Here is a 23,980-nt window from a genome sequence, read left to right as displayed (position 1 = left end):
GAGACGATCGAGCCGCCGAAGATCCGCCCTGAAGGGTGATTCGAGTGCGTCACGAGTTCAGATAGGTGAGTACCGCCAGTACACGTCGATGGTCACCGTCACTCGGCGAGAGACCCAGCTTCAGGAAGATATTGCTGACGTGCTTTTCGACGGCCCCGTCACTCACCACGAGCTGCTTCGCGACGGCCGAGTTCGTCCGCCCCTCGGCCATCAGTCCCAGCACCTCCCGCTCCCGCGGAGTGAGCCCCGCGAGCACGTCCTGCTTGCGGGACCGGCCGAGCAACTGCGCGACCACCTCGGGGTCCAGCGCGGTGCCGCCCTGCGCGACGCGGACCACCGCGTCCACGAACTCCCGCACCTCGGCCACCCGGTCCTTCAGCAGATAGCCGACCCCGTGACTCGAACCGGCCAGCAGTTCGGTGGCGTAGCGCTCCTCCACGTACTGCGACAGCACCAGCACCCCGAGCCCCGGATGCGCCTTGCGCAGCCGCACCGCGGCCCGCACACCCTCGTCCGTGTGCGTCGGCGGCATCCGTACGTCCGCGACCACCACGTCCGGCAGCGCGCCCTCGGCGTCCAGCTCCGTCACGGTCTTGATCAACGCTTCCGCGTCTCCCACCCCGGCGACCACGTCGTGCCCGCGGTCGGTCAGCAACCGAGTCAGGCCCTCCCGCAGCAGCACTGAATCCTCGGCGATGACCACGCGCACCTTGTCCTCCACGATTTCTGGCCCCCCAGCCACCCGCGCCGGCCCTGCCCCCGTCCGTCCGCGGCGACCCGGCTCCGTCCACTCCACGAACAAGTCCAGCATTCCAGTATTCGGACCCGGATGCGTATGGGCGACGCCGATGACTGGGGTCGCGACACCGTTTCGTCCGGCGATCGGGCACCGGATAGGGGTCGGCTGGGGCAGGAGGGACCCGCGAAACGCACGCGGGAGGGGCTTGGGCACGGTGTGCGGGGGAGCCGCGCTGTCCAAGGTGGTGGGTGCGGGACGGGCTCGCGGCACGTGTGCCCGAAGGGCCTGCGGGCGGGTGCCGGCAGGGCTCACGGCATGTGTGTGGGAGGGGCGCCGATGGCGGCGCCCCTCCCCACGGGGTCTGTCACTACGGCGTGGTCACCGACGCCACGGCAGCTCCGCCGTCACCCGGGTCGGGCCGCCCTCCGGCGAGTCCACCACCAGGATCCCGTCGACCGCGTCGAGCCGGCCCGCGAGCCCGGCGAGACCCGAACCGGCGCTGGTGTCCGCGCCGCCCACCCCGTCGTCCACGACCTGGAGCATCAGCCGGTTCTCCACCCGCCACACGTCCACCCACGCCGTCCTGGCCCGCGAGTGCTTGCTGATGTTCTGGAGCAGCTCCGACACCGTGAAGTACGCGATCCCCTCGATCGCCGGCGCCGGCCGCTCCACCAGATCCACGTCCACATGCACCGGCACCGTGCACCGCGAGGCCACCGAGGACAGCGCCGCGTCCAGCCCCCGGTCCGTGAGCACCGCCGGGTGGATACCGCGGGCCAGATCCCGCAGCTCCTGCAACGCCGTCTTCACCTCGCCGTGCGCCTCGTCCACCATCCGGGCCGCCGCCTCCGGGTCCTCGGTCACCTTCTCCTTCGCCAGGCCGAGCCCCATCGCCAGATTGACCAGCCGGGCCTGTGCCCCGTCGTGCAGATCCCGCTCGATGCGTCGCAGGTCGGCGGCGGCCGTGTCGACCACGACGCCGCGGTCCGACTCCAGCTCCTCCACCCTCGTCGCCAGTTGCGACGGGCCGAGCAGCCCGAACACCATCAGCCGGTCCACCGTGGTCAGCGCCCGCACGATCCACGGTGAGGCCAGCACGAACAGCAGCCCCAGCAGCCCGGTCACCGTGATCTCGAACGGGTTGTCCAGGTACATCCGGTTGCCGCCGTCGCTGTACAGCTGGACACCGTCCGGACCGCCCGACAGCGGAAGCGCCCAGAACCACACCGGGTACGTCATGAGCGTCCACCCCGTGCACCAGAACGCCACCGTGACGCCGAACGAGAGGACCGCCCACGGCAGGTGCAGCACCGCGTACAACATGGCCCGCCAGGACGAACCGCTCTTGAGGACGGCCCACATCCAGGCCAGCGGGCCACCCTTGCGCACCCGCAACGGCTCGGGAGCGGCCACGTCGAGCTGGAGCAGCCCGCGCGCCCTGGTCCGCTCCAGCGAACCGATGCCCCGGCAGCCCACCAGCGCGGCCGCCAGGACCGGAACACCGAGGAACGTCACCAGCAGTCCCACACCCAGCGAGAACATCGTGACGGCGTAGGTGAACAGCACAATGCTGATCGGCAGGCTGAGCAGCACATACAGGAACTCCCGCCAGGCCCGCGCCTCGAACGGCGCCCGTATCCCGGCCGGCAGCCGCCGCCCGCCCCGGTGCCCGAACCCGGCCCCGAAATCGTGTCCGTACTCCGAAGTGGTCATCGCCGTCGTCCCGTTCCCTCTCGCTCGCCACCGGTCCCTGGACCGTTCTCTGTTGATGCCTCCAGCCTGCTGTTTCCGCCGTCGCCGAACCATGGAGTCCGTCGGCCTCTTGAACGGGGGGTTTTCCCTACCCCGCCCGTCACCCCGCCCGTCACCCCGCCCAACACGGCGGCGGGGCGGCACCGAGGGCTCCCCCCCGGTGCCGCCCCGCTCCCGCAGGACCGGCCGGCTAGGCCCTCCGCTCCCGCCACGGCAGCTCCGCCGTGATGGTCGTGGGACCGCCTTGGGGGGAGTCCACGACGAACAGGCCGTCCACGGCACCCAGCCGGTCGGCCAGGCCCCGCATGCCCGTGCCGCCGTCGAGGCTCGCGCCGCCCTGTCCGTCGTCCGTGACCTGTATCAGCAGCCGCTCCTCGGTGCGCCACACATCCACCGCGGCGGACCTGGCCGCGCTGTGCTTGCTGACGTTCTGAAGCAGCTCCGACACCGTGAAGTAGGCGATGCCCTCGATGGCCTCGGCCGGTCTGTCCACCAGATCGACCGTCACCTTCACCGGCACCGTGCACCGCGAGGCGACCGACGACAGCGCCGCGTCCAGACCCCGGTCGGTGAGCACGGCCGGATGGATGCCCCGCGCGAGATCCCGCAGCTCCTGAAGGGCCAACTTCACCTCGCCGTGCGCCTCGTCGACCATCATCGCGGCCGTGTCCGGGTCCTCCAGGAGCTTCTCCTTGGCCAGACCCAGCCCCATCGCCAGATTAACCAGGCGGGCCTGCGCCCCGTCGTGCAGATCCCGCTCGATGCGCCGCAGATCGGCCGCGGCCGTGTCGACCACGATGCCCCGGTCGGACTCCAGCTCGGCGATCCGCCGCTCCAACTCGTCCGACGGCGAAAGGAGTCCACGCACCAGCGCCCGGTCCACGTTGGTCAGACCCCGGGCGATGAACGGCAGCACCGGCCACAGCACGAACAGACCCGTCAGCGTGATGACGAAGGTCACGATGCCCCACGGCAGACGTATGACCTCGTACAGGAACGTCCGCCAGCCCACCGGGTCCTTGAGGCCCATCCACATCCGGGCGAAGAACCCGCCCTCCTGCCGGCCCCGCCACGGCAGCGGACTCGGCTCGTCCACCCGCACCCCGAGCAGGGCCCGCGCCCGCGCCCGCTCCATCCGGCCCAGCTGGCGCGCCCCCATCAGACCCACCGCGAGCAGCGGGAACCCGATCACGGTCACGGTCAGCATCGCGCTGGTGGCCAGCATCGTCGTCGCGTAGACGAAGCCGACCAGCGCCAGGGGCAGGTTGGTGAGGAGATGCGCGATCTCCTTCCAGGTGGCGGTCTCGTACCCCAGACGGGGCGGTGGGAGGCGGTCGTCGGCGTCGGCCAGGCCGCCGTCACCTGGCCGGACACCCTGGGCGGCCGGGCCGGCCGAGGTGCCCGGAGGCGGGATTCGTTCGGTCATACAAGCCAGCGTGCCCGGCCGCGGGCCCGCACGCCATGAGGTGGACCGCCCGGTTCGACTGAGGAAAACCCCACCCCCGCGTCACGAGCCCTGACAGGCTGCTTACGGTGCCTTTAGCAGGGCCTAGACTCCCGTGCGTACAGATCGTCGAACGGGCCGTTCACGGTGAGCCAGGGAGCGAGGGACGGACGTGAGGGAACCGACCGTCGAACCGACTGCGGTCGTCGCGGCGGACTACTTCCAGTCCTACTCGGTCGTCGGACTGCTCGCCGTCGTCGGCGTGCTGTTCGTCGCCGTGGCCTTCGGGGCCGGACGTCTGCTGCGCCCCGTCGTACCCACCCCCGAGAAGCTCCTGACGTACGAGTGCGGAGTCGACCCCGTCGGCGACGGCTGGGCCCACACCCAGGTCCGCTACTACGTGTACGCCTTCCTCTACGTCATCTTCGCCGTCGACTCGATCTTCCTCTTCCCCTGGGCGACGGTCTTCGCCGATCCCGACTACGGCTGGACGACGCTGGTCGAGATGTTCGTCTTCCTCGGCTTCCTCACCGTCGGCCTGCTCTACGCCTACAAGAAGGGGGTCCTGGAATGGACGTGACGCCAGAAGTGACCTCGCCTTCGCCCTCCGCCTCGCCGCAGCCGGCTCCGGAGGTGGGGCCGGTTCCGGAGGCGGGGCCGGTGTACCTGCCCGAGCCGAAACGCCTCGGCGTCCTCTCCCGGCTCGCCCCCGAGCCGATGAAGGTCGTCCTCAACTGGGGCCGCCGCTACTCGCTCTGGGTCTTCAACTTCGGCCTCGCCTGCTGCGCCATCGAGTTCATCGCCGCGTCCATGGCCCGCCACGACTTCATCCGCCTCGGCGTCATCCCCTTCGCGCCGGGCCCCCGCCAGGCCGACCTGATGGTCGTCTCCGGCACCGTCACCGACAAGATGGCCCCAGCCGTCAAACGCCTGTACGAGCAGATGCCCGAGCCGAAGTACGTCATCTCCTTCGGCGCCTGCTCCAACTGCGGCGGCCCCTACTGGGACTCGTACTCCGTGACCAAGGGCGTCGACCAGATCATCCCCGTCGACGTCTACGTCCCCGGCTGCCCGCCCCGCCCCGAGGCGCTGCTCCAGGGCATCCTCAAGCTCCAGGAGAAGATCGCCCGCGAGTCGCTCAGCGAGCGCTACGGCACCGTCCGGCCCTCCGCCGCGGCCCTCCAGAGCGGACTGGTCCGGCCGCCGGCCCCCGCGGGGGACGCCCGGTGACCGCCGTCGGCTGGCTGCCGTCCCCCGCCGAGGAGCTCTTCGGCGACGGGGCCACGGCGGAGGAGTCGTACGCGGTCCTCACCGTGGACGTACCGCCCGCCGCCTGGACCAACGCCCTGCGCACCGCCCGCGACGCGCTGGGCTGCGGCTACTTCGACTGGCTCAGCGCCGTCGACGAACCCGGCACCGGCTTCCGCGTCGCCGCCCACGTCGTCGCCCTCGCACCCGTACGCCGGCTGCTGCTGCGCACCACCGTCCCGCACGACGCGCCCGTACTCCCGTCCGCCGTCGACGTCTACGCGGGCGCCGCCTGGCACGAGCGCGAGACCCACGAGATGTTCGGCGTCCGCTTCGAGGGCCACCCGGCGCTCGACCACCTCCTGCTCCCCGACACCTTCGAGGGACACCCCCTGCGCAAGGACTTCGTCCTCGCCGCCCGCGTCGCCAAGGCCTGGCCCGGCGCCAAGGAACCCGGCGAGTCGGAGCACGGCGGCCCCAAACGCCGCCAGATGCTGCCGCCCGGCGTCCCCGACCCCAACGAGTGGGGCCCTCTCAAGGGCCAGCTCCCACCCGCCCCGGCCCGCCCGGCCCGCGGAGCCGGCCGCGCGGCGGGCGAACGTCCCGCGCGGCGGACCCGCACGGCCGCGGAGGGGTCCGCCGGGCAGAGCGCGGCGCCCGCCACCGAGGGGGCGGAGGCGACTCCGGCCGTGGAGCCGGCCCCGGCGGCCGGTCCGCGCAGGGCCCGCAGCGCCACCGAGGGCTCCGCGTCCCAGCGACCGACAGGCCCGCGCCGGGCCCGCAGCGCGTCCGAGGGGTCGACGTCACAGCGGGCGGGGGCGGACACGGGGGAGACCCCGGGGTCGGTAGAGACTCCGGGGTCGGTAGAGACGCCGGAGACGCCGGAGTCTGCGGAACAGGCGGCTGAGACGCCGGACGGCACTCCCGTGGCCATCCCCACCACCGGCAGCCCGGACGCCCCTTGGCATCACGCCCGCCCCGCCTTCGAGGAGCCGGGCCCGGACGAGACCTCCGACAAGGACGCCCCGGCTCAGGCGCCCACCGACACCTCCCACACCCCCGAAGACCCGGAAGGAGGCCGGCAGTGAACGACGCTCTCGACGTCGCCCTGCGACTCCTGATCGTCTTCGTCGTGTTCCTCACCTTCCCCCTGCTCGTCGGTCAGACCGAGCACAAGGTGATGGCCCACATGCAGGGCCGCCTCGGCCCGATGTACGCCGGCGGCTTCCACGGCTGGGCCCAACTCGTCGCCGACGGCGTGAAGTTCGCGCAGAAGGAGGATGTGGTCCCGGCCGACGCGGACCGCCGTGTCTTCCAGCTCGCCCCCGCCGTCGCCCTCCTGCCCTACCTCATGGTGCTGCTCGCCATCCCGATCGGCCCCGGCGAGGGCGCGGTCGGCGAGGTGATCGACGCGGGTGTGTTCTTCGTGCTCGCCGTCATGGGCGTCGGCGTACTCGGCTCGCTCATGGCCGGCTGGGCCTCCGCCAACAAGTTCTCCCTCCTGGGCGGCCTGCGTACCGCCGCCCAACTCCTCGCCTACGAACTCCCGATGCTGCTCACCGCCGCCTCCGTCGCCATGGCGGCCGGCACGGTCTCGCTGGTCGGCATCCTCGACGCGTTCGAGTGGTGGTGGCTGCCGTGGCAGATCGTCGGCGCGATCGTGTTCTTCGTGGCGGGACTCGCGGAGCTGCAACGCCCGCCCTTCGACATGCCCGTCGCCGACTCCGAGATCATCTTCGGCGCGTACACCGAGTACACGGGCCTGCGTTTCGCCCTGTTCCTCCTCGCCGAGTACGCCGGAATCGTTGTCCTGTGCGGGCTGACCACCGTCCTCTTCCTGGGTGGCTGGCACGGACCCTGGGGAGCCGACGGGCTCGGCTGGGTCTGGACCCTGCTGAAGACCGCCGTGCTGGCCTTCGTGGTGATCTGGCTGCGCGTCACATACCCCCGGCTGCGTGAGGACCAGCTCCAGAAGCTCGCCTGGACCGTCCTCGTCCCCCTCTCCCTCGCCCAGATCGCCCTCACCGGCGTCGTCAAGGTGGTGATCCAGTAGTCATGGCCCCCTTCCCGGGCTCCGGCCTCGCCAAGGGCCTGGCCGTCACCCTCCGCACGATGACGCGCAAGTCCGTCACCGAGCAGTACCCCGACGTCCAGCCCGACCTGCCGCCCCGCACCCGCGGCGTGATCGGCCTGTTCGAGGAGAACTGCACGGTCTGCATGCTGTGCGCCCGCGAGTGCCCCGACTGGTGCATCTACATCGACTCCCACAAGGAGACGGTCCCGGCGGCGGCCCCGGGCGGCCGTGAGCGCAGCCGCAACGTCCTCGACCGCTTCGCCATCGACTTCTCCCTGTGCATGTACTGCGGTATCTGCATCGAGGTCTGTCCTTTCGACGCCCTGTTCTGGTCCCCGGAGTTCGAGTACGCCGAGACCGACATCCACGAACTCACCCACGAGCGCGACAAGCTCCGCGAGTGGATGTGGACCGTCCCGGCCCCACCGGCGCTCGACCCCGGCGCGGAGGAACCGAAGGAGATCGCCGCCGCCCGCAAGACGGCCGAGAAACTCGCCGCCACCGCCGAGGCCGCCCCCCGGGAGGGAGACGAGTGAGCCCCGCCTCCTCCTCCGCCGTACTGACCACGGCCGCCGACTCCCCGGGCTTCCTCTCCCCGACGGGCGTCGAGATCGCCTTCCTCCTGGTCGGCCTGGTCACCTTCGGCGCCGCGCTGGTCACCGTCACCACCAGGCAGCTGGTGCACGCGGCCCTGTGGCTGGTGGTCGCCCTCGGCGGCCTCGCCGTCGAATACCTCCTCCTCACGGCCGAGTTCATCGCCTGGGTACAGGTCCTGATCTACGTCGGTTCCGTCGTGGTCCTCCTCCTGTTCGGTCTGATGCTGACCAGGGCTCCCATCGGCCGCAGCCCGGACGCCGACTCCGGCAACCGCTGGGCCGCCCTGGCCGTCGCCCTCGCCGCCGCGGCCGCCCTGGTCTGGGTCGTCGTCGACGCCTTCCGCACCACGTACATCGACCTGGACGGCGCCCCCTCCGGCTCCACGAAGGTCACCGGCGAGAGCCTCTTCCAGAACTGGGTCCTGCCCTTCGAGGCCCTCTCCGTCCTCCTCCTCGCCGCCCTGGTCGGCGCGATCGTGCTGTCCCGCAAGGCCAAGGCCAAGGCGACGACGGCCGCGGAGGAGGCGGGTGCCGGCGTGGACGTGGATGCCGGCGTGGACGCGGGTGCCGCAGACGCCGCAGACGCCGCCGACCAGGAAGGCGCCCGCTGATGCACCTCGCCTATCCCGCCGTCCTCGCGGCCCTCCTGTTCTGCACCGGCCTCTACGGCGTCCTCGCCCGCCGCAACGCGATCCTCGTCCTGATGTCGGTCGAGCTGATGCTCAACGCCGTCAACCTCAACCTCGTCGCCTTCGACGTCTGGCTCAGCCGGACCGCCGAGGAGACCCTGCACTCCGGTCAGGCCCTGACCCTGTTCACCATCGCCATCGCCGCCGCCGAGATCGGCATCGGCCTGGCGATCGTCCTCGCCGTCCACCGCAACCGCGGCACCGCGGACATCGACAAGCTCCGTGACACCGCCGAGGGCCACGAGAGCGACGGCACGGACAGCGGTCTCCCCGCGACCGACCCGGCCGCCGAGAAGGCTGAGGCCACCGCGTGACCACGATCACCCTCGCCGTCCTCGTCCCCCTCCTTCCCTTCCTGGGCGCCGCAGCCGGCCTCGCCGTCGGCCGCACGAGCCCCGGCTTCGTCCGCCCGCTCGCGGTCCTGCCGCCGCTCGTCTCGCTGGTCCTCACCGTGCTGGTCGCCGTCCACCAGAGCGGCGACGACCCCATCGACGCGGCCACCGAACTCACACCCACCGGCTCGGTCCCCGTCGAACTCGCCCTGCACATCGACGGCTTCGCCGCACTCGTCGCCGTCCTCGTCGCCTTCATCGCGTGCTGTGTGCAGATCTACTCGATGGGCTACCTGCGCGACGACCCGCGCTACCCCTCCTACACGGCCCTCGTCTCGCTGTTCACCGCGGCGATGCTGCTGGTCGTCTACTCCGGCGACCTGATGGTGCTGCTCGTCGGCTGGGAGGTCATGGGCATCTGCTCCTACTTCCTGGTCGGCCACTACTGGGAGACCCCGGAGGCCCGCGCCGCCTCCCTCAAGGCCTTCCTCGTCACCAAGCTCGGCGATGTCCCCTTCCTCATCGGTCTGTTCGCGCTCGCCACCGACGCCGGCTCCTTCCGGATCACCAAGATCCTCGAAACCGTCGCGGACGGCGGCCTCGACCACCCGACCCTGATCGCCCTCCTTCTCCTCGCGGGCGTCGCGGGCAAGTCGGCCCAGTTCCCGCTGCACACCTGGCTCCCCGACGCGATGGCCGGCCCCACCCCCGTCTCCGCGTTGATCCACGCCGCGACGATGGTCGCCGCCGGTGTCTACTTCGTCGCCCGGCTCCTCCCCGTCTTCCTCGCCTCCTCGGCCGCGATGGTCGTCCTCGCGATCATGGCCGGCATCACCATGGCCGGCTCGGGCCTCGCCGCCCTCGCCCAGGACGACATCAAACGCGTCCTCGCGTACTCGACGATCGGCCAGCTGGGCTACATGACCGGTGCCCTCGCCGTCGGCGACCGCGGCGCCGCCGTCTTCCACCTCCTGTCCCACGGCGCCTTCAAGGCGCTGCTGTTCCTCGCCGCCGGCGTGATCATCCACGCCGCCGGCACCAACTCGCTCGCCGCCATGTCCCGCATGCGCGACCTGCGCGAACGCGTCCCCGACGCCTACTGGACGATGACCGTGGCGCTGCTCGCGCTCGCCGCGATCCCGCCGTTCAGCGGCTTCTTCTCCAAGGAGTCCGTCCTCGGCGCCGCCGAGGAGGTCACCGCGGGCCACGGTGCGCACGTCCCCGGCGCCGCCGGCTGGATCGTCCTGGTCGCCGGACTCGCCGCCGCCCTGCTCACCGCCGCGTACGCGATGCGCCTGTGGCTGCTCGCCTTCCGCGGCCGCGGCGAGGAGGCCCCGGACCACGGCCGCCAGCCGCTCGCCATGACCCTGGTGCTCTGGGTCCTGACGGCCCCCTCGCTCGCCTTCGGCGGGTTCGCCTACAAGGGGCTCCAGGGCTGGTTCGACGGCGGCGACCTCGCTCCGACCCTCACCACCTCGGTGCTCGGCACCGGGGTCGCGCTGGTCGGCGGCATCGTCACCTACACCGCCTGGCGCCACACGGCCGCGCTCGTGACCCGTACCCCGATGGGCGCGGTCGCCGCCCACCCCGAGGGCGACCCGGGACTCGTCGAGGCCGAGGCGATCGCCAGCCACGAACCCGCCTACGGAGACATCGCGTCGGCGCCCGACCAGGCGGACCCGGGACGGCTCCTGCTCGGCCCACTGCACCGCCACGCGGCCGCCGGCTTCCACGTCGACGCCCTGTACTCGGTGCTGTTCGTCCGCCCGGTGCGGGCCGCGGCCGGTCTTGTCCGGTTCCTGGACCGTGAGGTCGTCGACACCTACGTACGCGGAGCCGGAGCGCTACCGCGCTGGCTGGGCGAGGCCGTACGGCGGGCCCAGACCGGCAATGTGCAGACCTATGTGAGCGCGCTGCTCGCCGGCACCGTGGTCCTCGCGGTCGCCGCCGTCCTCTTCGCCACGGGAGCGTGAGCAGGCGTGATCGATATCAGCGAGTCCGTGATGCAGTTCCTTCTCGCGTTCGTCGTCGTCGGCCCGCTTCTCGGGGCCGTCGCCGCCCTGCTGCCGGCACCGCCCGGACTGAAGGGGAAGTCGCCCGACCAGGCCGTACTGCGCCACGGCGTGACCGTGACCGGCGCGGTCCTCCTGGCGACGATCGTCCTCGTGCTCGGCTTCGACCACGACCAGCCGTCGAGGATGCAGGCCAGTACGGACATCAGCTGGATCCCCGCGCTCGACGTGCGGATCCACCTCGGCATCGACGGCATTTCCCTCCCCCTTCTGGTCATGACCGCGCTGCTGACGTTCCTCTGCGCGCTCTACTCGTACTTCAGGATGCCGTCGGGCCCGACCCCGAAGGCCTTCGTCGCACTCGTGCTCGTCCTGGAGTCCGGCACCCTCGCCAGCTTCGCCGTCCTCGACCTGCTGCTGTTCTTCCTCGCCTTCGAGATGGTGCTGATCCCGATGTACTTCCTCATCGCCCGGTGGGGCGGCGAGGGCCGGGCCGAGGCGGCCTGGAAGTTCATCCTGTACACGCTGCTCGGATCCGTGGTCATGCTGCTCGGCCTGCTGCTGATCGGAATCAACGCGGGCACATTCGACATGGTGGCACTCGCCACTGACAACGGCCGGTCGCTGACCACGTCCGTGCAGGTCATCGCCGTTCTGGCGATCGGGATCGGGCTCGCGGTCAAGACCCCGATGTGGCCGTTGCACAGCTGGCTGCCCGACGCGCACACCGCCGCGCCGACCGTCGGCTCGGTCCTGCTGGCCGGCGTGCTGCTGAAGATGGGCACGTACGGGTTCGTCCGCATCCTGCTGCCGGTGGCGCCCGAGGGGATGCGGACCTTCGCGCCCTACCTCGCCGCGTTCGCCGTCGTCGGGATCATCTACGGCTCGCTGGCCTGTCTCGCCCTCGCCAAGCGGGGCGCGAAGGGCGATCTGAAGCGGCTCATCGCCTTCTCCTCCGTCGGCCACATGGGCTTCGTGCTGCTCGGCATCGCCACGATGACCCCGACCGGCGTGAACGGCGCCCTGTTCGCCAACATCGCCCACGGACTCATCACCGGCCTGCTGTTCTTCCTGGTCGGTGCCTTGAAGGACCGTACGGGCACCACCGACCTGGACGCGCTCGCCGAGCAGACCGGAGCCGCGCTGTACGGCAGGGCCCCGCGCTTCGGCGGCCTGCTCGCGTTCGGCGCGGTCGCCTCGCTCGGCCTGCCCGGTCTCGCCGGGTTCTGGGGCGAGATGCTGGCCCTGTTCGGCGCGTTCGACCCGGCCGAAGGGCTCAACCGGCCCGCCTTCCTGACGTTCATGTCGGTCGCCGCGTTCGGCACGCTGCTGACCGCCGCGTACCTGCTCGTTGTGGTCCGCCGCGTCTGCATGGGCGGCGTCCCCCACGACGCCCCCGCCCTCACGGACGTGCAGTCCTACGAGTTCGCGGCCTGGACCCCGCTCGTCGCCCTCACCGTCGTCGCCGGACTGTGGCCCAAGACCCTCCTCGGCCTCACCGACCCGGCCGTGCAGCAGCTCCTCGCAGGAGGCACCCGATGAGCGCCCTCGCCCTGCCGCAGGCCGCGTCCGTGGTCCAGTCCGTCGACTGGCTCGCCATCGCACCGCCCACCATCGCGGCCGTGGTGGGACTCGCCGTCCTCGTCACCGACCTGTTCGTCGACGACAGGAAGAAGACGCTGCTGGGCTGGCTGTCCGTGGCCGGCCTCGCCGCCGCCACGCTGATGCTGCTGCCGCTCCTGGACGGCGACCGCTCCACCTTCTGCCTCACCGGCGACCCGCGCGTGTGCAGCTACACCGCGGACCGGTTCACCCTCGTCATCCAGCTGCTCGTCCTCGGCGGCGCCCTCCTGACCGCCCTGCTGTCGGTCACCGCCCTCAAGGACGCGCGCGGGGGACTGCCCGAGGGCGAGTACTGGTTCCTGCTGCTGTCCTCCGCCGCCGGTGCCGCCCTGCTGCCCGCCTCCCGCGACCTGGCCACCCTCATCGTCGCCCTGGAGGTCGCCTCCCTGCCGGCCTTCGCCCTCGTGGGCCTGCGCCACGGCGACCGGAAGTCCTCCGAGGCGGCCCTGAAGTTCTTCCTGTCCTCGGTCACCGCGACCGCGGTCAGCCTCATGGGCATCAGCTTCGTGTACGCCTCCACCGGCACCCTCTACCTCACGCAGATCGCCGAGCGGATCCAGAACGTGGACGGACAGCTCCACACCCTCACGCAGACCGGCGTGGCGCTGACCCTCATCGGCTTCGCCTTCAAGACCGCCGCCGTGCCGTTCCACTTCTGGGTGCCCGACACCTATGTGGGCGCCCCCCTGCCGATCGCCGCCTATCTGTCGGTCGTCGGCAAGGCGGTCGGCTTCTCCGGCCTGGTCCTCGTCACCGTGATCGCCCTGCCGTCGTACGCCGACGTCTGGGGCCCGGCACTGGCCGTCCTCGCCGCCCTCACCATGACCGTCGGCAACGCCGGTGCCCTGCGACAGCGGGCCACGCGCGCGTACAGCGCCGTCCGCCTGCTCGCCTGGTCCTCCGTCGGCCAGGCCGGCTACCTCCTGGTCCCGATCGCCGCCGCCGCGTACTCCGACGACGCCGAGCACTCCGTCGGCTCCACCGTCGCCTACGCCCTCATGTACGGCGCCGTGAACCTGGGCGCCTTCGCGGTGGCCGCACTGGTGGGCCGTACGCGGCTCCTCAACCGCGTGTCGGACTACCGCGGCCTGTACGCCACGAACCCGCTCACCGCGCTGCTCCTGGCCTTCTTCCTGCTCTGCCTGGCCGGACTGCCGCCGGGCATCATCGGCCTCTTCGCCAAGGTGACCGTCTTCTCCGCGGCCGTCGACGCGGGCCTCGGCTGGCTGGCCGTCGTCATGGCCGTCAACGTCGTGATCGCCCTGTACTACTACCTCCAGTGGACGGCCCTGCTGTTCCGCGCCCCCGAGGGCGCCCCCGCCGCACACCGCGCTCCCGCGCCCGTCACGGCGGCGATCGCGCTCACGGCGGCCGTCGGCATCGCCCTGTCGGGCGCACCGCAACTGGTCCTGCGCTTCGCGGACACCAGCCTGTTCTGACGCCCGGACCGACCCGCGCGTACCCGCGCGCGTACCGGCAGACCCAACGTGTCACCTGGACGGCTCACGCGCGCCCTCGCACGCAAAAGGGAACTAGTGGCCTTCGCCTGGCGTTGACGAAAGCGGGAGGGTCCACTGGACGTGACACCACGGCACCGGTGGCATCGCAGATCAGAACAGCAAGGGGTTCCCCTGCCGCACCGCTTGGAGGGCGTACCGTGCACCGCCGGCACAACGGGCTCAGGACCGCCGTACTCCTCGGGGGACTGTCCGCACTCATCATCGTCATCGGCAGCTTCTTCGGTCGTACGGGGCTTGTCGTCGCGGTTCTGATCGCCCTCGGGACAAACGCGTACGCGTACTGGAACAGCGACAAACTGGCGCTACGCGCGATGCGTGCCCGCCCGGTGAGCGAGTTCGAGGCCCCGGCGCTGTACCGCATGGTGCGTGAGCTCTCCACGCAGGCCCGTCAGCCGATGCCCCGGCTGTACATCTCGCCGACCGAGGCACCGAACGCCTTCGCGACCGGCCGCAACCCGCGCAACGCGGCGGTGTGCTGCACGGACGGCATCCTGCGCCTCCTGGACGAACGCGAACTGCGCGGGGTCATCGGCCACGAGCTGAGCCACGTCTACAACCGGGACATCCTGATCTCCTCGGTCGCCGGCGCCCTCGCCTCCGTGATCATGTTCCTGGTCAACTTCGCCTGGCTGATCCCGATCGGCCGCTCGGACGACGACGACGGTCCGGGCCTCCTCGGCATGCTGCTGATCATGATCCTGGGCCCGCTCGCGGCCACCGTCATCCAGCTCGCCATCAGCCGTTCCCGGGAGTACGAGGCGGACGCCTCCGGCGCCCAGCTCACCGGTGACCCGCTCGCCCTGGCGGCGGCCCTGCGCAAGCTGGACGCGGGCACCAAGCAGCTTCCGCTGCCGCCCGAGCCCCGGATCGAGACCGCGAGCCACATGATGATCGCGAACCCGTTCCGGCCGGGTCAGGGCCTCTCCAAGATCTTCTCGACGCATCCGCCGATGGCGGAGCGCATCGCCCGCCTGGAGCGCATGGCAGGCGGCGGGCAGTAGGCCCGGCGGGCCCGGCACCGCCTGCCCGGCCGTCGGATCAGCTCCCGTCGGATCAGCTCCCGTCGGATCAGCGCCGGCCGGATCAGCGCCCGCCGAATCCCCGGTCGGTCGGGACGACCTCGTGCCCGAGCGGCATCAGGGAGATCGGGATCAGCTTGAGGTTCGCCCAGCCGAACGGGATCCCGATGATCGAGATGAACAGCGGGATGCTCGTGACGATGTGACCGAGGGCGAGCCACCAGCCCGCGAAGACGACCCAGACGACGTTGCCGACGAGCGAGGGCGCCCCGGCACCCGGTTTGCGGACGGCGGTCCGACCGAACGGCCAGATCACAAAGCCGGCGATCCGCAGCGCGGCGACGCCGAACGGGATGGTCACGATCAGCACGAAGCAGATGATTGCCGCCACGGTGTAGGCGAGCGCCAGCCAGATCCCGCTGAAGACCAACCAGATGACGTTGAGGATCAGATTGATGATTTTCACTGTCACTGCCCCTTCGCGGTACCGCTCGGGCCTGCCTTACCAGCCAGTATCCCGCGTCTGCCCGGGCGCCGGGAAACGCAACGGGCCATGTGGGCGCGGTGTGAGCCACGTTTTCCACAGCCCTGCGAATCCACAGCCCCCTGGTTATCCACAGGCGCACCACGTTGTCGGCCCCGCCCGGCACCATGAATGCATGACGGAGCCCAAGCCGCCCTATCGCCCCGCGGTCCACCGCCGAATCCCGTACACGCCCACCCCCACCGCCAGTACACCCGCGCCCACCAGCACGGAGACCGCCGGCAGTGCGAACGCCAGGACCAGGCATCCGAGAAGTCCGAGCGCCGGCACCAGACGGGCCCGGAGCGACGAACCGAGCGTCCAGGCCGAGGCGTTGGCCACGGCGTAGTACGCCAGCACACCGAAGGAGGAGAAGCCGATGGCACCCCGTACATCCACCGTGGCGGCCAGGACCGCGACCACCGCGCCGACGGCCAGCTCCGCGCGGTGCGGCACCTGGAGGCGCGGGTGCACCACCGCCAGCGCGCCGGGCAGATACCGGTCGCGGGCCATGGCGAGCGTGGTCCGCGAGACACCGAGGATCAGGGCGAGCAGCGAGCCCAGCGCGGCCACGGCGGCGCCCACCCGCACCACCGGCACAAGCCCCGGCACACCGGCCGCCCGTACGGCGTCCGCGAGCGGCGCGCTCGCCCCACCCAGACCCGCCGAACCCAGCACCGGGAGAACGGCGACCGCCACGCACGCGTACACGACCAGGGTGATGCCGAGCGCCAGCGGAATCGCGCGGGGAATCGTGCGCGCGGGATCGCGCACCTCCTCACCGAGGGTCGCGATACGCGCGTATCCGGCGAACGCGAAGAACAGCAGACCGGCCGCCTGGAGCACCCCGCCGATCCCGCCGGACGCCCCGATGTCCAGCCGCCCGGCGTCCGACTCGCCGGACCCCAGAGACACGACCACCACGAGAGCGAGGACAGCCAGCACCACCGCCACGATCGCCCGGGTCAGCCAGGCCGACTTCTGGACGCCGCCGTAGTTCACCGCGGTCAGCGCCACCACGGCCGCCACCGCCACGGCGTGCGCCTGCCCGGGCCACACATACGCGCCCACGGTGAGCGCCATCGCGGCACAGGAGGCCGTTTTGCCGACCACGAACGACCAGCCGGCGAGGTACCCCCAGAAGGGGCCGAGCCGTTCGCGCCCGTACACATACGTTCCGCCCGACGCCGGGTACAGGGCGGCGAGCCGTGCCGAGGACGTCGCGTTGCAGTACGCGACGACGGCGGCGAGAGCGAGCCCGAGCAGCAGGCCCGAGCCGGCCGCACGGGCCGCGGGACCCAGCGCGGCGAAGATCCCGGCACCGATCATCGAGCCGAGCCCGATGACCACGGCGTCGCCGACACCCAGCGTGCGCCGCAGCTCGGAGCCGGAGGACTGTGTCATGCGCCGCACCCTACTGATCACTGCAACCACCGGGCACCGGGGCGACGTCCTCCTCACCAACGCGTTGCGAACACACAATCGGCGAACATCGCGGCGCGACCTCAACAGCACGACGCACGGCCCGAGCACAGCCCGACCGGACGAAGATCACAGGGTGGGGACAGCTGGGGCGCGGTGCGGAAGGGCAGGTTCACGGCATGGGCATCATCAGCTGGATCATCCTCGGACTGTTGGCCGGCGTCGTCGCCAAGGTCCTGCTGCCGGGCCGCGACCCCGGCGGTTTCATCGGCACGACCGTCATCGGCATCGCGGGTGCGTTCGTCGGCGGCTGGATCTCGGCCCGCTGGCTGGACCACCCGATCACCAAGGACTTCTACGACGGCGCGACCTGGGCGGCGGCGATAGGCGGCTCGCTCGTCCTGCTGATCGTCTACCGCCTGCTGTTCGGCAACTCACGCAGCTGAGCGGGGCGGAGGGGCCGGACGCCGGGCGCCGGACACGGGACGCGGAACGTGGGACGCCGGACGCGCGAAGTGCGGGCACCCGACAGGCACCCGCCCTCCCCGCCCGGGGACCGTGTCCTACTTCATGGCCTCCGCGAACAGCGGCACGACGTTCTCCAGCGCGTACCCCACCGACAGAACGGAGTTGGTGGCGAAGGACTGGCTCAGATCGGGGTCGTCGAAGACCACCGAGTGGCCGGCCCCGACCGCGGGCAGCGACTTGTACAGCGGATCCGAGCTGATCTTCGAGGCCTCGACCCCGATGGGCGCCATCACGATCAGGTCCGCGTCGAGCATTTCGAGGTTCTCCTCGGAGACCTTCACGGAGAACGCGGTCCCGGCCTTGGCCTCGACCTGAGGGTTGTTGCGGAAGCCCAGCGCCTCCATGAAGTCGAGCCGGCCGGTGCCGTGCACGTAGGCGCCCCAGCCGTCGGAGGTGCGGGAGCCGACCGTGATGGTCTTGTCCTTGAACTCGGGGTGCGCCTTCGCGGAGGCGGCGAACTTCGCCTCGGTGCCGGTGATCAGCTCTTTGCCCTCGGTGGTGAGCCCCAGCGCCTGCGAGATCATCGTGGTCTGCTGCTGCCACGAGATCTTGTACTGGTCGCCGTCCTTCGGCACCCCGACGGTCGGCGCGATCTTGCTGAGCGTGTCGTAACGCGTCTGGTCGCCACTGGACTTGACGTCGAGGATCAGGTCGGGCTTCAGGGCCGCGATCTTCTCGTACTCGAGCTCCAGCGTGCCGATCTTCTGGGGGCTCTTGTCGTACAGGTCCTTGGCCCAGGGGCCGACACCGTCGCCGCCGAACGCCAGCCAGTCGCTCTGGCCCACCGGCTGCACCCCGAGCGCGAGCGCGGTCTCCGCGTCGCCCCAGCCCAGGGCCACGACGCGTTGGGGCTGCGACTTGACGGTGACCGTACCGAACTTGGTGGCGATGTCCGCGGGGAACGCCCCGGACGAGGAAGGAGCGGAGGAGCCGGCGGAGTCGGAATCGTCCGAGGAGGAACCGCAGGCGGCGACGGTGCCGAGCAGCGCGGCGAGCAGCGCGCCCGTGACGACGCGCCACGTTCGGCGCGCGCGGAGGGCGGGAGGGTTCGAGGACATGGTGGCTGGCACTTTCTGTGTGGCCCGCCGTCAGGCGGACGGCGTGACGTGGTGGCGGCCGAGGGGCACGACCATCGGCGTCGCGGACGCCGGGTCCGGGATGACCGCCGAACGCAGCCCGAAGACCTCGTGGACGAGGGATTCGGTGACGATGTCGCCGGGGGATCCCTCGGCGACGATGCGGCCCGCCTTCATGGCGATCAGGTGATCGGCGTACCGGCAGGCGAGGTTGAGGTCGTGCAGGACCAGGGCGAGGGTGACGCCCCGGGCGCGGTTGAGGTCGGTCAGGAGGTCCAGGACCTCCAACTGGTGGCTGATGTCGAGGAAGGTGGTCGGTTCGTCGAGGAGCAGGACGTCGGTCTCCTGCGCGAGGGCCATGGCGATCCACACGCGCTGGCGCTGTCCGCCGGAGAGTTCGTCGACGGGCCGGTCGGCCAGGTCGAGTACGTCGGTGGCGAGCATGGCGGCGGCGACGGCCTCGTCGTCGGCCTTGGTCCAGCGGCGGAACCAGCCCTGGTGCGGGTAGCGGCCCCGGCCGACGAGGTCGGCCACGAGGATGGCGTCCGGCGCCACGGGCGACTGCGGCAGCACACCGAGGGTGGCGGCCACCTGTTTCGTCGGGGTCCGCTGGATGTCCCGTCCGTCGAGCAGCACGGCCCCGGAGAGGGGCGCCAGCAGCCGGGCCATGGCGCGCAGCAGCGTGGACTTGCCACAGGCGTTTGGCCCGACCACCACCGTGATCCGGCCGGGCGGCAGTTCCACGTCGAGCCCGGAGATGATCTCGCGCTCCCCGTAGCCAAGGCTGAGCCGCCTGGCCTGGAGCGTGTGGGAGGAGGTCATCGTCACTTCCTTGTCGGTGCCGGGGGAGCGGGACGGCTGCGGGGTGGGCGGGCAGTGCCGGTCGGCGAAGACGCCGGGCGTCGGAGTCCGGGTCCGGAGTGAGGGCGGAGGGAGAGGGGGGCGGTGGAGGGGGAGGGGGGGAGGGGGAGGGGGGATTCGACGGATCGGGTCAGCCGCCCTGCCCCACGCGGTTGGCACGGGCGAGCAGCCACAGCAGGTAGGGGGCGCCGACGACGCTGGTGACGATCCCGACCGGCAACTGGGTCTGAGGCAGGACGTGCTGGCCCACCAGGTCGGCGAGTGCGACCAGCGCGGCGCCGGTGAGGGCGGCGGGCAGCAGTGCCGCGCCGTGGCCGGGCAGCAGCCGGCGGGCGATGGGCGGGCAGACGAACGCCACGAACCCCACCGGCCCCGCGGCGGCCGTCGCCACACCGGCGAGTGCGGTGGCGCAGGCGAGGAGGGCGAGCCGGTCCCGTTCGACGCGGGCGCCCAGCCCGGCGGCCGTACCGTCGCCCAGTTGCAGGGCGGACAGGGCACGGGAGGCGAGGAGGACAAGCGGTACGAGAAGCGCGGTGGCGCCAAGGAGGGGCCAGAACTGCGGCCAGGAACGGCCGTTGAGACTGCCGGCGAGCCAGACGAACGCGGCCTGCGCCTCGGTGACCTCGGAGCGGGTCATCAGGTACGACACGACGCTCGACAGGCCCGTGCCCACCCCGATGCCGATCAGCACCAGACGCTGGCCGTTGACACCCCGGCGCCACGCCAGCAGGTAGATGCAGGCACCCGCGACCAGTGCGCCGGCCAGGGCGACACCGGAGAGAGGAAGCCCGCTCAGGCCGTAGACCATCGAGGCCAGTACGGCCGCGGCGGCGGCGCCCGAGGTGACGCCGATGACGTCGGGGCTGGCGAGCGGATTGCGCAGCAGGGCCTGGAAGACCGCCCCCGACAGTCCGAAGCAGAAGCCGACCAGCAGGGCCAGCAGCACGCGTGGCAACCGTAGTTCGACCACGACGAACCGGCTGCCCGGGTCGCCCCCGCCGAGCAGTGTGGCCCACACGTCACCGAGCGGCAGCGCGATGTCGCCGGTGCTCACGGCCAGCAGAAAGGCGGCCACGACGACGAGACCGAGGCTCAGGCAGACCGCGACGAACCGGCCGCGCCGCTGTCGCCGCAGCCGGCCCAGCCCCGCCGCCGCGTCCGAAGCCGCCGTGGTCCGAAGATCGCCGGCCCGGTCGGGAACGCCGGCCGGAAATGGATCGTTGCTCTTGGTAGGAGGGTGGACACGTTCGGTCATGGTGTCGTCGTCGCTCACAGTGCGGCCCGCGCGGAGCGGCGGACGAGGAGGATGAAGGGAACGCAGCCCAGGGCCGCGGTCACCACACCGACCTGGACCTCGCCGGGACGGGCGACGAGACGCCCGACGACGTCCGCGAGCAGCAGCAGTACGGGTGCCAACAGGGCGCTGTAGGGCAGGATCCACCGGTAGTCGGGCCCGGTGACCAGCCGTGCGGCGTGTGGCACGGCGAGTCCGACGAAGCCGAGCGGACCGGCGACGGCGGTCGCCGCCCCGCACAGCAGCACCACACACAGGGCGCTCAACGTCCGGGTGACGGAGAGGCGTTGGCCCAGGCCACGGGCCACGTCGTCGCCGAGGGCGAGACCGTTGAGCCGGGGCCCGAGACAGTTGGCGAGGACGGCTCCGGCGACGACGAACGGCAGCGCCTGCCGGAGTACGTCCATGTCACGGCCGGTGAGCGCCCCCACCTGCCAGAAGCGGAACTGGTCGAAGGTCTGGCTGTCCATCAGCAGCATCGCGCTGGTGACGGAACCGAGGACGGCCGTGGTGGCAGCGCCCGCGAGCGCCAGTTTCACCGGTGTGGCGCCCTCGCGGCCGAGACTGCCGACGCCGTAGACGAGCACGGCGGCGAGACAGGCGCCGAGGAAGCCGAACCAGATGTACTGGCCGGGCTCGGTCAGGGAGAGGTGGGTGATGGCGAAGACGACGAAGACGGCTGCTCCGGAGTTGACTCCGAGGAGACCGGGGTCGGCGAGCGGATTGCGGGTCAGTCCCTGGATCACGGTGCCGGCGAGGCCCAGGGCGACACCGGCCAGCAGACCGGCGAGGGTGCGCGGCAGCCGTACCTCGTGCACCACGAGCTGACCGCGTACGGACCGGTCGGGCGTGAACACCCCGTCGACGACATCGCTCAGCGGCACATGGCCGGATCCCACGGTCAGGCTCAGAGTCGTGGCGCCGAGCAGCAGCAGGGTGAGGAGGGCGAGCCCCGCTCCGAGCGTTGTCCTGCCGCGCCGCCGCCGTACGCGCGCCCCTGCCTTGCTGCCAGGTTCCGAGGTCTCCGCCGTCTCCGTCGTGACGCTCACCGGCGGCCGGGCCGGTGGACGTCGGCGGTGGTGGTCGGTAGACACATGGGCAGGTCCTCAGGAGGGCGGGGTGCACCGGCGCGAGCCCAAGAGGGCGCCAAATGCCGGAAATGCGCATGACGAAGATCGGAGGAATCATCTCCACTTATAGAAGTAAGGTAAGCCTAACATTACCTGTGGTTTAGTAGGCAACCACGCAGGTCGGCTCCCCGCGAGCCGCTGCGACAGACCGTGGCCGGCAGGGCCGGCACGGACGAGAGCCGACCCGGACGAGAGTCGGCACGGACTACGGGGGTCGGTTTTGCACCGGACGATCGACGCGGAGACGGGGCACGGAGTGACCGGGCCACCGGACGGCTGGACGGAGTTGGGCTCGCACGACGAGCTGCGGGCCCTGCTGGGGCAGCCGTTCCCGATCGTCATCGAGAAGGTGCACCAGGAACTCACGGACAGAGACCGGGAACTGCTCGACCGCTCGCCGTTCTGCCTCCTGGCCACCTCGGACGACCGGGGCAACTGCGATGTCTCACCGCGCGGCGACGGCCCAGGGTTCACCCACGTCCTCGGCCCGTCGACGATCGCCCTGCCGGACCGGCCCGGCAACCGGCGCGCCGACAGCTTCCACAACATCCTCGACAACCCGCACGCCGGCCTGCTCTACCTCATACCGGGCAGCAAGGACGTCCTCCGCGTCAACGGCCGCGCGCGCATCCTCACCGACGCCCCGTTCTTCGACGCGATGACCCGCGGCGGTGTCCGCCCCTCGCTCGCCCTGCTCCTGGAGATCGACGAGATCTTCCTGCACTGCCCGCAGTCGCTGCGCCGCTCGGGAGTCTGGGACCCCACGACCTGGGAACAGGCCTCGGGCGCCCCTCGGGAGTGACGAAAACAACAAGGGCACAACGCGGGCGCGGCGCCGAGACCGTTGCTCTCGGCGATACGCCCACGCTGTGCCCCGAAGATCACGCGGCCGGGTCCCGGCGCGGATCAGCTGATCACCGGTAGTTCACGAACTGCACCGCGAAGTCGAAGTCCTGGCCCTTCAGCAGGGAGATCACGGCCTGAAGGTCGTCACGGCTCTTCGAGCTGACCCGCAGCTCGTCGCCCTGCACCTGTGCCTTCACACCCTTCGGGCCCTCGTCACGGATGATCTTCGCGACCTTCTTCGCGTTCTCCTGGGAGATGCCCTCCTCGATCGACGCGAAGATCTTGTACTCCTTGCCCGACAGCTGGGGCTCACCCGCGTCGAGCGCCTTCAGGGAGATACCGCGCTTGATCAGCTTGGACTGGAAGACGTCGAGAACCGCCTTCACCCGCTCCTCGGAGTTGGCCTCCATGAGGATCTTCTCGCCGGACCAGGCGATCGAGGCGCCGACGCCCTTGAAGTCGTAGCGCTGCGAGATCTCCTTGGCGGCCTGGTTGAGGGCGTTGTCGACCTCCTGCCGCTCGACCTTCGAGACAATGTCGAAACTGGAGTCGGCCATGTCCTGTGGCTCCTTGTATCGGGGTAACGGATATCGGGTGGTCACGGTACGAATCGGAAGCCCGCCGACGGGCACCTGAGCACGCGCCGAGCCCCGCACGGACCGGGTCCGCATCCGCACAAGCCTAGCCACCCACCTGGCTCAGGGCGCCGATCAATCGGGTGGCGAAGCACCCCTCCCCATCGGGTATTGTTTACGTCGTTGCCAGCGAGCACCGCCACAAAGCGGCTCGACCGGCAGCATCCCTGGCGGTGTGCCCGAGCGGCCAAAGGGAGCAGACTGTAAATCTGCCGGCTTCGCCTTCCCAGGTTCGAATCCTGGCGCCGCCACACGGAACAAAGGGTCCGTGACCTGTGGAGATCACAGGTCACGGACCCTTTGTCGTGCCGTCTCCCGGTGGACACCGGCTGGCGTGGTGCGGGCCGGTGTCAGTGGTGCCGGGCACACTGGGCCTATGTCGTCCCGTCGCAGAATGTGCCCCGAGTGCCGCCGCGAGATCGCCGTCGTCGCGGGACGCTTCGCGCGGCACGACCCGCCCGGAGCACGGGAGAGCGGGCGGCTCGTCTCGTGTCCGGGGTCGCGCAGACAGGCGGAACTGGGCTCCGTGCAGCCCGGCTTGGACGGGTTCGCCGTGCCGGACTTCCCCGGCCAGATGCCGCTGTTCTAGGCGGCCGGGCGACGGCCCTTTCCGGCCA

General features: G+C 71.1%; 24 protein-coding genes and 1 tRNA gene. 15 read left to right on the top strand and 10 right to left on the bottom strand.

The window, feature by feature from the left end; genetic code table 11:
* Positions 1-49: 49 nt before the first annotated feature.
* The 3 genes from ACIQAC_RS13835 to ACIQAC_RS13825 form a co-directional block, all read right to left on the bottom strand.
* Positions 50-709 carry a response regulator gene (locus tag ACIQAC_RS13835; protein ID WP_402190728.1) on the bottom strand — a complete coding sequence of 220 codons (660 nt, stop codon included), beginning with the start codon at positions 707-709 and terminating at the stop codon, positions 50-52.
* Between the two features lie 408 nt (positions 710-1,117).
* On the bottom strand, positions 1,118-2,452 hold the full coding sequence (locus tag ACIQAC_RS13830; RefSeq protein ID WP_402190224.1) for a sensor histidine kinase: 1,335 nt from the start codon (positions 2,450-2,452) through the stop codon (positions 1,118-1,120).
* 229 nt (positions 2,453-2,681) lie between these two features.
* Complete coding sequence (locus tag ACIQAC_RS13825) at positions 2,682-3,917, bottom strand: sensor histidine kinase (protein ID WP_402190222.1); 1,236 nt, start codon at positions 3,915-3,917, stop codon at positions 2,682-2,684.
* 190 nt (positions 3,918-4,107) lie between these two features.
* On the opposite strand from ACIQAC_RS13825, the gene ACIQAC_RS13820 reads away from it, so the two are divergent.
* The 11 genes from ACIQAC_RS13820 to htpX all read left to right on the top strand — a co-directional run bounded on the left by ACIQAC_RS13820 (position 4,108) and on the right by htpX (position 15,030).
* Positions 4,108-4,515, top strand: coding sequence for an NADH-quinone oxidoreductase subunit A (locus ACIQAC_RS13820; protein WP_402190220.1), 408 nt, complete (start codon positions 4,108-4,110; stop codon positions 4,513-4,515).
* Positions 4,506-5,165 carry an NADH-quinone oxidoreductase subunit B gene (locus tag ACIQAC_RS13815; RefSeq protein ID WP_402190219.1) on the top strand — a complete coding sequence of 220 codons (660 nt, stop codon included), beginning with the start codon at positions 4,506-4,508 and terminating at the stop codon, positions 5,163-5,165. The genes ACIQAC_RS13820 and ACIQAC_RS13815 overlap by 10 nt, the downstream gene beginning before the upstream one ends.
* A complete protein-coding gene (locus tag ACIQAC_RS13810) occupies positions 5,162-6,271 on the top strand; it encodes an NADH-quinone oxidoreductase subunit C (protein WP_402190216.1) in 1,110 nt (369 codons plus the stop codon). The genes ACIQAC_RS13815 and ACIQAC_RS13810 overlap by 4 nt, the downstream gene beginning before the upstream one ends.
* Positions 6,268-7,236, top strand: coding sequence for an NADH-quinone oxidoreductase subunit H (locus tag ACIQAC_RS13805; RefSeq protein WP_402190215.1), 969 nt, complete (start codon positions 6,268-6,270; stop codon positions 7,234-7,236). Before ACIQAC_RS13810 ends, ACIQAC_RS13805 begins: the two co-directional genes overlap by 4 nt.
* Before the next feature lie 2 nt (positions 7,237-7,238).
* A complete protein-coding gene (locus tag ACIQAC_RS13800) occupies positions 7,239-7,793 on the top strand; it encodes a NuoI/complex I 23 kDa subunit family protein (RefSeq protein ID WP_402190212.1) in 555 nt (184 codons plus the stop codon).
* A 23-nt stretch (positions 7,794-7,816) separates the two neighbouring features.
* Positions 7,817-8,464, top strand: coding sequence for an NADH-quinone oxidoreductase subunit J (locus tag ACIQAC_RS13795; protein ID WP_402190726.1), 648 nt, complete (start codon positions 7,817-7,819; stop codon positions 8,462-8,464).
* Positions 8,464-8,856: an NADH-quinone oxidoreductase subunit NuoK gene (gene nuoK, locus ACIQAC_RS13790; protein WP_402190210.1), complete on the top strand. Its 393-nt coding sequence runs from the start codon at positions 8,464-8,466 to the stop codon at positions 8,854-8,856. The genes ACIQAC_RS13795 and nuoK overlap by 1 nt, the downstream gene beginning before the upstream one ends.
* Positions 8,853-10,847: an NADH-quinone oxidoreductase subunit L gene (locus ACIQAC_RS13785; protein WP_402190209.1), complete on the top strand. Its 1,995-nt coding sequence runs from the start codon at positions 8,853-8,855 to the stop codon at positions 10,845-10,847. The genes nuoK and ACIQAC_RS13785 overlap by 4 nt, the downstream gene beginning before the upstream one ends.
* Before the next feature lie 6 nt (positions 10,848-10,853).
* Positions 10,854-12,428, top strand: a complete 1,575-nt coding sequence (locus ACIQAC_RS13780) for a NuoM family protein (protein WP_402190207.1) — start codon at positions 10,854-10,856, stop codon at positions 12,426-12,428.
* The gene (locus ACIQAC_RS13775) at positions 12,425-13,948 is read left to right on the top strand and encodes an NADH-quinone oxidoreductase subunit N (protein WP_402190205.1); all 1,524 of its coding nucleotides are present in this window, start codon (positions 12,425-12,427) and stop codon (positions 13,946-13,948) included. The genes ACIQAC_RS13780 and ACIQAC_RS13775 overlap by 4 nt, the downstream gene beginning before the upstream one ends.
* A gap of 218 nt (positions 13,949-14,166) precedes the next feature.
* Positions 14,167-15,030 carry a zinc metalloprotease HtpX gene (gene htpX, locus ACIQAC_RS13770; RefSeq protein ID WP_402190203.1) on the top strand — a complete coding sequence of 288 codons (864 nt, stop codon included), beginning with the start codon at positions 14,167-14,169 and terminating at the stop codon, positions 15,028-15,030.
* Between the two features lie 82 nt (positions 15,031-15,112).
* Here htpX and ACIQAC_RS13765 read toward each other — a convergent pair whose 3' ends face one another.
* Positions 15,113-15,514 (bottom strand): YccF domain-containing protein, encoded by a 402-nt coding sequence (locus ACIQAC_RS13765; RefSeq protein WP_402190201.1) that lies wholly within the window; start codon positions 15,512-15,514, stop codon positions 15,113-15,115.
* Positions 15,515-15,727: 213 nt separating this feature from the next.
* Entirely contained in the window at positions 15,728-16,975 is a 1,248-nt protein-coding gene (locus ACIQAC_RS13760) for an APC family permease (protein ID WP_402190199.1), read from the bottom strand.
* A 197-nt stretch (positions 16,976-17,172) separates the two neighbouring features.
* Between ACIQAC_RS13760 and ACIQAC_RS13755 the strand changes: the two genes are divergently transcribed.
* The gene (locus ACIQAC_RS13755; protein ID WP_402190197.1) at positions 17,173-17,439 is read left to right on the top strand and encodes a GlsB/YeaQ/YmgE family stress response membrane protein; all 267 of its coding nucleotides are present in this window, start codon (positions 17,173-17,175) and stop codon (positions 17,437-17,439) included.
* A 117-nt stretch (positions 17,440-17,556) separates the two neighbouring features.
* Here the strand turns inward: ACIQAC_RS13755 and ACIQAC_RS13750 are convergent, their stop codons facing one another.
* The 4 genes from ACIQAC_RS13750 to ACIQAC_RS13735 form a co-directional block, all read right to left on the bottom strand.
* Complete coding sequence (locus ACIQAC_RS13750; RefSeq protein ID WP_402190194.1) at positions 17,557-18,579, bottom strand: iron-siderophore ABC transporter substrate-binding protein; 1,023 nt, start codon at positions 18,577-18,579, stop codon at positions 17,557-17,559.
* Positions 18,580-18,609: 30 nt separating this feature from the next.
* Positions 18,610-19,419 carry an ABC transporter ATP-binding protein gene (locus ACIQAC_RS13745; RefSeq protein ID WP_402190192.1) on the bottom strand — a complete coding sequence of 270 codons (810 nt, stop codon included), beginning with the start codon at positions 19,417-19,419 and terminating at the stop codon, positions 18,610-18,612.
* A gap of 169 nt (positions 19,420-19,588) precedes the next feature.
* Positions 19,589-20,713 (bottom strand): FecCD family ABC transporter permease, encoded by a 1,125-nt coding sequence (locus ACIQAC_RS13740; protein WP_402190189.1) that lies wholly within the window; start codon positions 20,711-20,713, stop codon positions 19,589-19,591.
* Positions 20,714-20,727: 14 nt separating this feature from the next.
* Entirely contained in the window at positions 20,728-21,801 is a 1,074-nt protein-coding gene (locus tag ACIQAC_RS13735; protein ID WP_402190723.1) for a FecCD family ABC transporter permease, read from the bottom strand.
* 301 nt (positions 21,802-22,102) lie between these two features.
* Here ACIQAC_RS13735 and ACIQAC_RS13730 point away from each other — a divergent pair, with 301 nt between their 5' ends.
* Positions 22,103-22,684 (top strand): MSMEG_1061 family FMN-dependent PPOX-type flavoprotein, encoded by a 582-nt coding sequence (locus ACIQAC_RS13730; protein WP_402190188.1) that lies wholly within the window; start codon positions 22,103-22,105, stop codon positions 22,682-22,684.
* Between the two features lie 112 nt (positions 22,685-22,796).
* Here ACIQAC_RS13730 and ACIQAC_RS13725 read toward each other — a convergent pair whose 3' ends face one another.
* Entirely contained in the window at positions 22,797-23,285 is a 489-nt protein-coding gene (locus ACIQAC_RS13725; RefSeq protein WP_402190185.1) for a YajQ family cyclic di-GMP-binding protein, read from the bottom strand.
* A 247-nt stretch (positions 23,286-23,532) separates the two neighbouring features.
* Here ACIQAC_RS13725 and ACIQAC_RS13720 point away from each other — a divergent pair.
* Positions 23,533-23,614 (top strand) — tRNA-Tyr (locus ACIQAC_RS13720).
* Between the two features lie 125 nt (positions 23,615-23,739).
* The gene (locus tag ACIQAC_RS13715; RefSeq protein WP_402190183.1) at positions 23,740-23,952 is read left to right on the top strand and encodes a hypothetical protein; all 213 of its coding nucleotides are present in this window, start codon (positions 23,740-23,742) and stop codon (positions 23,950-23,952) included.
* The last annotated feature ends 28 nt before the right edge of the window (positions 23,953-23,980 follow it).

Source organism: Streptomyces sp. NPDC088387, from assembly GCF_044753385.1.
GTDB lineage: Bacteria > Actinomycetota > Actinomycetes > Streptomycetales > Streptomycetaceae > Streptomyces.
Note: the sequence above shows the minus strand (reverse complement) of the source record. Positions and strands in the feature narration are given on the sequence as shown.